This window comes from Streptomyces niphimycinicus (genome assembly GCF_018883605.1).
GTDB classification, from domain to species: Bacteria; Actinomycetota; Actinomycetes; order Streptomycetales; family Streptomycetaceae; genus Streptomyces; species Streptomyces niphimycinicus.
In genome coordinates this window covers 1-7,843 of sequence record NZ_JAHLEM010000096.1, presented here as the reverse complement: position 1 = coordinate 7,843, position 7,843 = coordinate 1, and the positions used below count along the sequence as shown (strand labels likewise).

The window sequence follows — 7,843 nt, the reverse complement described above, 5'->3', positions numbered from 1 at the left end:
CCCCGCCGCGAAGGCCGCCCCGGCGGCTCCGGCGGCCCCGGCCAAGCCCGCTCCGGTCAAGCCGACCCCGGCCGAGCCGACGGCCTCCAAGAAGGAGCCCGCCGCGCCCTCCGTCGGCCCCGAGCTGGTCACGCTGCGCGGCCCGTCCGCCGCCGTGGCGAAGAACATGAACGCGTCGCTGGAGCTGCCGACGGCCACCTCGGTCCGTGCGGTCCCGGTCAAGCTGCTGTTCGACAACCGCATCGTCATCAACAACCACCTCAAGCGCGCCCGTGGCGGCAAGGTGTCCTTCACGCACCTGATCGGCTACGCCATGGTGCAGGCGCTGAAGGCGATGCCCTCGATGAACCACTCGTTCACCGAGAAGGACGGCAAGCCGACCCTGGTCAAGCCCGAGCACATCAACCTCGGTCTCGCCATCGACCTGGTCAAGCCCAACGGTGACCGCCAGCTCGTCGTGGCCGCGATCAAGAAGGCCGAGACGCTCAACTTCTTCGAGTTCTGGCAGGCGTACGAGGACATCGTGCGCCGCGCCCGCTCGGGCAAGCTGACGATGGACGACTTCACCGGCGTCACGGCCTCCCTGACCAACCCCGGCGGCATCGGCACCGTCCACTCGGTGCCGCGGCTGATGCCCGGACAGGGCCTGATCGTCGGCGTCGGCGCCATGGAGTACCCCGCCGAGTTCCAGGGCACCTCCCAGGACACCCTGAACAAGCTGGGCATCGCCAAGGTCATGACGCTGACCAGCACCTATGACCACCGGGTGATCCAGGGCGCCGCCTCCGGCGAGTTCCTGCGGATCATGAACCAGTTGCTGCTCGGCGAGAACGACTTCTTCGACGAGATCTTCAAGGCGCTGCGCATCCCCTACGAGCCGGTCCGCTGGCTCAAGGACATCGACGTCAGCCACGACGACGATGTCACCAAGGCGGCGCGGGTCTTCGACCTGATCCACTCCTACCGGGTCCGCGGCCATGTCATGGCCGACACCGACCCGCTGGAGTACCGCCAGCGCAAGCACCCCGACCTGGACATCATCGAGCACGGGCTCACCCTGTGGGACCTGGAGCGCGAGTTCGCGGTCGGCGGTTTCGCGGGCAAGACCATGATGAAGCTGCGCGACATCCTGGGTGTGCTGCGCGACTCGTACTGCCGCACCACCGGCATCGAGTTCATGCACATCCAGGACCCCAAGCAGCGCAAGTGGATCCAGGACCGCGTCGAGCGCAGCCACGACAAGCCGGAGCGCGAGGAGCAGTTGCGCATCCTGCGGCGGCTCAACGCGGCCGAGGCGTTCGAAACGTTCCTCCAGACCAAGTACGTCGGCCAGAAGCGGTTCTCCCTGGAGGGCGGCGAGTCCGTCATCCCGCTGCTGGACGCGGTGCTGGACGCGGCCGCCGAGTCGCGCCTGGACGAGGTCGTCGTGGGCATGGCCCACCGCGGCCGGCTCAACGTGCTGGCCAACATCGTCGGCAAGTCGTACGCGCAGATCTTCCGCGAGTTCGAGGGCAACCTCGACCCGAAGTCCATGCACGGCTCCGGCGACGTCAAGTACCACCTGGGCGCCGAGGGCACCTTCACCGGCCTGGACGGCGAGCAGATCAAGGTTTCGCTGACCGCGAACCCCTCCCACCTGGAGGCCGTGGACCCGGTCCTGGAGGGCGTCGTCCGCGCCAAGCAGGACATCATCGGCAAGGCCGGCACCGACTTCACGGTGCTGCCCGTCGCCCTCCACGGCGACGCGGCCTTCGCGGGCCAGGGTGTGGTCGCCGAGACGCTGAACATGTCGCAGTTGCGCGGCTACCGCACCGGCGGCACCGTGCACATCGTGATCAACAACCAGGTCGGCTTCACCGCCGCCCCGGCCGCGTCCCGCTCCTCGATGTACGCCACGGACGTCGCGCGCATGATCGAGGCGCCGATCTTCCATGTGAACGGCGACGACCCGGAGGCCGTCGTGCGCGTCGCGCGGCTCGCCTTCGAGTTCCGCCAGGCGTTCAACAAGGACGTGGTCATCGACCTGATCTGCTACCGCCGCCGCGGCCACAACGAGACCGACAACCCCGGTTTCACCCAGCCGCTGATGTACGACCTGATCGACAAGAAGCGCTCGGTGCGCAAGCTCTACACCGAGTCGCTGATCGGGCGCGGCGACATCACCCTGGAAGAGGCCGAGCAGGCGCTTCAGGACTTCCAGGGCCAGTTGGAGAAGGTCTTCACCGAGGTCCGCGACGCGGTCTCGGCCCCGGCCCCGGCCGAGGTCCCCGAGCCGCAGGCGGAGTTCCCGGTCACGGTCCAGACGGCCGTCTCCCAGGAGGTCGTCAAGCGGATCGCCGAGTCCCAGGTCAACACCCCCGACCGGATCACCGTCCACCCGCGGCTGTTCCCGCAGCTCCAGCGGCGCGCGGCGATGATCGAGGACGACTCGATCGACTGGGGCATGGGCGAGACCCTCGCCATCGGCTCGCTGCTGATGGAGGGCACCCCGGTCCGGCTCGCCGGCCAGGACTCCCGCCGCGGCACCTTCGGCCAGCGCCACGCGGTGCTGGTGGACCGCGAGACCGGCGACGACTACACCCCGCTGCTGTACCTCACCGAGGACCAGGCGCGGTACAACATCTACGACTCGCTGCTCAGCGAGTACGCGGCGATGGGCTTCGAGTACGGCTACTCGCTGGCCCGTCCGAACGCGCTGGTCATGTGGGAAGCGCAGTTCGGTGACTTCGTCAACGGCGCGCAGACCATCGTGGACGAGTTCATCTCCTCGGCCGAGCAGAAGTGGGGCCAGACCTCTGGTGTCACGCTGCTGCTGCCGCACGGTTACGAGGGCCAGGGGCCGGACCACTCGTCGGCCCGTATCGAGCGCTTCCTCCAGCTCTGCGCGCAGAACAACATGACGGTCGCCGCGCCGACGCTGCCGTCGAACTACTTCCACCTGCTGCGCTGGCAGGTCCACAACCCGCACCACAAGCCGCTGGTCGTCTTCACCCCGAAGTCGATGCTGCGTCTGAAGGCCGCGGCGTCGAAGACCGACGAGTTCCTGAGCGGCTCCTTCCGTCCGGTGATCGGCGACGAGACCGTCGACCCGGCCGGGGTGCGCAAGGTGGTCTTCTGCTCCGGCAAGGTCTACTACGACGTGGTCGCGGAGCGGGACAAGCGCGGTGCGAACGACACGGCGATCATCCGCCTGGAGCGGCTGTACCCGCTGCCGGGCAAGGAGCTCCAGGCCGAGATCGCCAAGTACTCGGGTGTGGAGAAGTTCGTGTGGGCGCAGGAGGAGCCGGCCAACCAGGGTGCCTGGCCGTTCGTCGCGCTCAACCTGATCGACCACCTGGAGCTGTCGGTCGGCGCGGACATCCCCGCCGCCGAGCGCCTGGTCCGGGTCTCCCGTCCGCACTCGTCCTCGCCCGCGGTGGGGTCGAACAAGCGGCACCAGTCGGAGCAGCAGGCGCTGGTGAACGAGGTCTTCGAGATCTGATCCACCCCGTCTGATCCACCCCGTTCCACCCGGAAGGCCCGGTCCCGCGCAGCGCGGGGCCGGGCCTTTTGGCCGTTCTGGGAGCCCTTACGGTCACATGGGCAGCGGCTCGAAGTCCCAGACGGGGCGGTGGCGCTGACGGGCCGCCAGCACCTGGGGGTGTTGCGGCCCCAACTGGGCTTCAAGGATGTCGATAGCCATCTTCCTGATGGTGCGTGCCTCGTCCTGGCCGCCTTCGATCGCCCACAGATCGGCGGCGAGCGCGAGCCGCGCCGTCAGGGTGAGCGGGTGCCGCGGGCCCAGCACCGCCTCGGCCCGCAGCGCGGCCTCCCGGCTCACCGCACAGGCGTTCGTGTGGTCGCCCATGAGCTGGTGGGCGGCGGCCGTGTTGACGGCGGTCCCCAGTGTCCAGGGGTGGTCCTCCCCCACCGCGGCGGTCATCTTGGGGAGGGCCTCCTCCAGTGCTCCCGGCGCCGACTCGCGGTCACCGAGGGCCATAAGGGCGCAGGCGTGATTGGCCGCGGTGCCGAGCGCGTACGGATGCCCGGGCCCCAGCCTCGCGCGGTAGGCGTCCGCCACGGCGGCGGCGAAGGCCGCTGCCTGCTCGACGTCGCCGTAACGCCGGTGGGCGCATGCGCGACTGGAGGCGATCATCAGGGTCAGCGGCGCGTCCTCCTCGAGCAGTCGCCGGGCTCGGGCCAGTGCCTCGTCCAGCCGATCCGTGGCGGTGTCCCCGCGGGAGAGTTCGCAGAGCGCCAGCAGATGCTCGGCGGCCAGGGTGTCCGGATGGTCGGCTCCCAGGACCTCGCGGTGCCGGTCGACGGCGCGGACTTGGAGCCGCAGCGCCTCGACGTGGTGGCCGCCCAGCCGCAGATCCCAGCCATGAGCGGTCATGGTGGTGAGCGTCTGAGGGTGCCGCTCGCCCAGGGTGTCCTGGCAGCGGGCCAGCGCCGCCGCGTCGGTCCGGCCCGCCTGCTCGTAGCGCCCGAGCGCACGGAGTGAGGCGGCCAGACTTCGATGGGCGCGCAGGGCCGGCCTGTCCTCCAGATGAGGATGCTCCGCCAGCCAGTGGACCACCGCCTCGTCATGGCGGAGCGCCTCCTCGTACGACCCCAGCCCCCGCAGATCGGCCGCCAGGTCCGCCGTCACGACCATCCGGGACCAGTCCTTCTTGTGATTGAGAAGCGAGCGGTCGAGCTGTTCGGCCTCCGCGTACTCGCCCACCGCGCGCAACAGGGCGGTATGGCCGGGGACGAACGACCACGCGGCCTTCATGCCCGCCCAGCCCCGCGCGGCCCGCTCGGCGAGCCGGATGCCGTCCCGGTACGCGCCGCTCAGCGCCAGGTACCGCAGGGCGTTGACGATCGTGAACTGCCCCTCGAAGCGCCGCCCGTCCAGCATTCCCGAGGGCTCCAGATGCGGGACGAGGTCGGCGTAGCGCGGCCAGGCGGTGGGGTCGTCGGGGGTGCCGGGGTCCGCCTCCCGCAGCGCCAGGCGGACAACCTGGGCATATATCTGGTGATCGTCGGCGTCGATCGACGCTCCTACGGCCTGCCGCAGGGCGCGGGGCAGGCGCAGCGCGCCGGGTTCCAGACGCGCCACCGAGTTCTGTGTGAGCACGCCGATCGTCGCGTGCCACCGCAGGTCGTCGTCCAGCAACTCGGCCAGCGGGGCGGACAGCACCCGCAGCAGTGCGGCCCGCAGCAGCTCCAGCGGGACGGGCCCGGGCGCGAAGAACGCGCACAGCCGGAGCAGTTCGGCGGCCGCCGGGGCGGTCTCCCTGAGCTGGTTGAGCTGGATGCCCAGCACCACCGGGTACGCCAGCGGATACGCGGCCGCGCGCTTCAGGCCCACGTCCTTGGTCCTGCCCGCGCGCAGCGCCTCGATGTAGTCGCCGATGGGCCCGGTCGACTCGTCCAGCCAGCCCGCCGTCTGATCAAGCATCAGCGGATGGTCCTCCACCGCCTCCGCGAGCAGCGCCGCCGCGCCGTCGTCGAGCCGGGGCGCGCGGCGGCGGACGAACGCGACGCTCTCCTCGCGGCTCAGCGGCCGCACATCCAGCAGATCGGCGTCATGGGCGCCCCACGCCCGGTTCCGCGAAGTGATCAGCACATGGCCGCGCCCGGCGGGCAGCAGGTCGACGATGGCCTCCGGGTCGTCGGCGTCGTCCAGGACGACGAGCCAGCGCCGGTACGGATCGCCCCGGCGCAGCGCCTCCAGCGCGGCCCGGGCCAGGTCCGCGTCCTTCGCGTCCCGACGGACGCCGACGTCCCCGGGAACCCTCACCAGCACGGGGGCCAGCGCGGCGAGCCGCTCCTCCAGCGCGGGCCGCCCATCCACGGTGCTCCACCAGACGACGTCGTACCCGGCGGCGAAGCGGTGGGCGTACTCGGCGGCGAGCTGAGACTTGCCGATGCCCGGTGGCCCGACGAGGGCGACCACGGCGGTGTCGGCGGGGGCGGCGTCCAGCCGGTCGTACGCCTCGGTGAGCAGAGCGTCCCGCCCGGTGAACCGCGGGTTGCGCCGCGGCACCCCGTCCCAGACGGCGGGGACCTGTCCGGAGTCGACCGGTGTGCGGCCGCGGGGCCGGTCACCGGCCGCGCTCCGCGGCACCGGCGGGTCGGCGTCGCCGGACCGGTCGCCGGTCGCCTTACGGCGGGCCGGTGGGTCGGCGTCGCCGCCCCGTAACGCCGCCAGCTCCCATTCCAGCCGCCGGGCCCGCTCCTCCGCGGCGATGGCCTGCTCCTCGGCGAGCCACAGCCGGTGCGAGACCGGGTCCTCGGCGGCGGCCTTCGCCCCGGCCGCCTCCTCCTCGGTCTGGAGCTGGTGTTCCAGCGCCTCGCACCGGCGCTCGGCGTCCAGCGCCTGCCGCCGGGCCTGGGTCAACGCGTCCTGAAGGCGGGCGACTTCTTCCCGCAGCCGGTCCCGTTCGGCCGTCAGGTCCGCACGCTCCTGCCGAAGGCGGTCCAGCTCCGCGCTCCGGGCCTCGCGGTCCGCCGCCGCGACCGCGATCCGCCGCTGCTCGACCTCCATCTCCGCGATGCGCTGTTTCCGTACCAGCAACGCCTCCGAGAGCGCGTCCGCGCGCACCTCGGCCTGCTGGCGCTGCCGGTCGGCGTCGGCGAGCTGGTCGCGCAGCCGCTGAAGCTCCCAGCCGACCTTGTTGGTGGCCTGCAACGCCCGCCGTTGCAGGGTGTGCACATGGGCCATCACCTCGGCCGAGGAGGGCCGTCCGGTGGCCTTGGCGGCATGGGTGAGGAGCTGGTCCACGAATTCGGCGGGCGGCACCACGGTCCCGTTCAGATAGCGCGAGACGGTCCCGGCGTCGTAGTGCAGCCGTACGGCGAAGACCCGCAGCGACACCCCGACCGCGCCGAACAGCTCCCGCAGGCTCTCCGCCAGCGCCCGGCACTCGGGTCTCACCTGCTCGGGGATCGGCTTCAGATCCCCGATCCGCCGCGCCGCCCCCGGCTCCGGCACCAGCTCCCCGCCGACGGGTCCGTCCTCCATGGGTCGCCCCTCCCCCGTTGCGGCCGCCCTGCAACGCGTGCGGGCTGCCGCAACGCCCCAGAGCCCGCACATCGTGAAACGTACCCCCGGCGCCTTCGCCGGTTTCACGAAAGCCGGTTTCCCGAGAGCCGGTTTCCCGAAAGAGGTCAACGATGCCGAACCGCCGCCGCCCCGCCCTCCTCACCCTCACCGCCGCCGTACTCTCCGGCGCCGTACGCGCGCTGGTGTCCTGGCTGCTCAGCCGGACGACGGAGTGATCGCGGCCCGGTCGCCCGAGGCGATGGCCAGCCGCTCGGCGAGCTCCGCGCGCACCCGCGCGAGGGTGGCGATGCGGTCGTCCAGCACGCTCAGGCGGCGGCGCCCGACGTTCAGCATGGCCTCGGAGGGGCGGCTGCCCGGCAGATCGCCGTCCAGGCAGGCACCGAAGTGCTCGATGTCCTCCAGCGTGAGCCCGGCGTCCAGCAGATAGCGGATGTTGGCCACCCGCTGGATCGCCTGCTCGTCGTAGATCCGGTAGCCGTTGACCGCGCGGGTGGAACTCAGCAGCCCTCGCTCCTCGTAGAAGCGCAGGGCCCGGGTGGTGGCACCGGTGGCCTTCGCCAACTCCCCTATCCGCATGCGGCGACACTACTCGCGGACGGGCTCCGGCTGTTCTTTCCCCTCCCCGCCCCTTCCCGCTGCCGGGGGCTCCGCCCCCGGACCCCGGGGGCGACGTGCCAACCGCCGCCGCGATCAGCTCATCCGCCAGGGCCTCGACCGCGCCACCTGTCGCGCGGTGGACGAGCCGCCGGCCGGTGAACGGGCGGACCCCCGCGCCGTCCAGGTCGTCCGGCCGGGTTCCGGGGCGGAGCC

The 7,843-nt window shown here is 71.6% G+C and carries 4 protein-coding genes; 2 read left to right on the top strand and 2 right to left on the bottom strand.

Going from position 1 to position 7,843, the window contains the following annotated elements; genetic code table 11:
* Window positions 1-3,481 (top strand): multifunctional oxoglutarate decarboxylase/oxoglutarate dehydrogenase thiamine pyrophosphate-binding subunit/dihydrolipoyllysine-residue succinyltransferase subunit (locus tag KN815_RS11540; protein ID WP_216341689.1); only part of this gene is annotated, 3,481 nt, incomplete at its 5' end.
* 93 nt (window positions 3,482-3,574) lie between these two features.
* Here the strand turns inward: KN815_RS11540 and fxsT are convergent.
* Together fxsT and KN815_RS11530 are read right to left on the bottom strand one after the other, a co-directional pair.
* Window positions 3,575-6,991 (bottom strand): FxSxx-COOH system tetratricopeptide repeat protein, encoded by a 3,417-nt coding sequence (gene fxsT, locus KN815_RS11535; RefSeq protein ID WP_216341688.1) that lies wholly within the window; start codon window positions 6,989-6,991, stop codon window positions 3,575-3,577.
* A gap of 237 nt (window positions 6,992-7,228) precedes the next feature.
* Window positions 7,229-7,609: a MerR family transcriptional regulator gene (locus KN815_RS11530; RefSeq protein WP_216341687.1), complete on the bottom strand. Its 381-nt coding sequence runs from the start codon at window positions 7,607-7,609 to the stop codon at window positions 7,229-7,231.
* Here KN815_RS11530 and KN815_RS11525 point away from each other — a divergent pair.
* On the top strand, window positions 7,608-7,843 hold a 236-nt coding region (locus KN815_RS11525; protein WP_216341686.1), incomplete at its 3' end, for a hypothetical protein. The genes KN815_RS11530 and KN815_RS11525 overlap by 2 nt on opposite strands.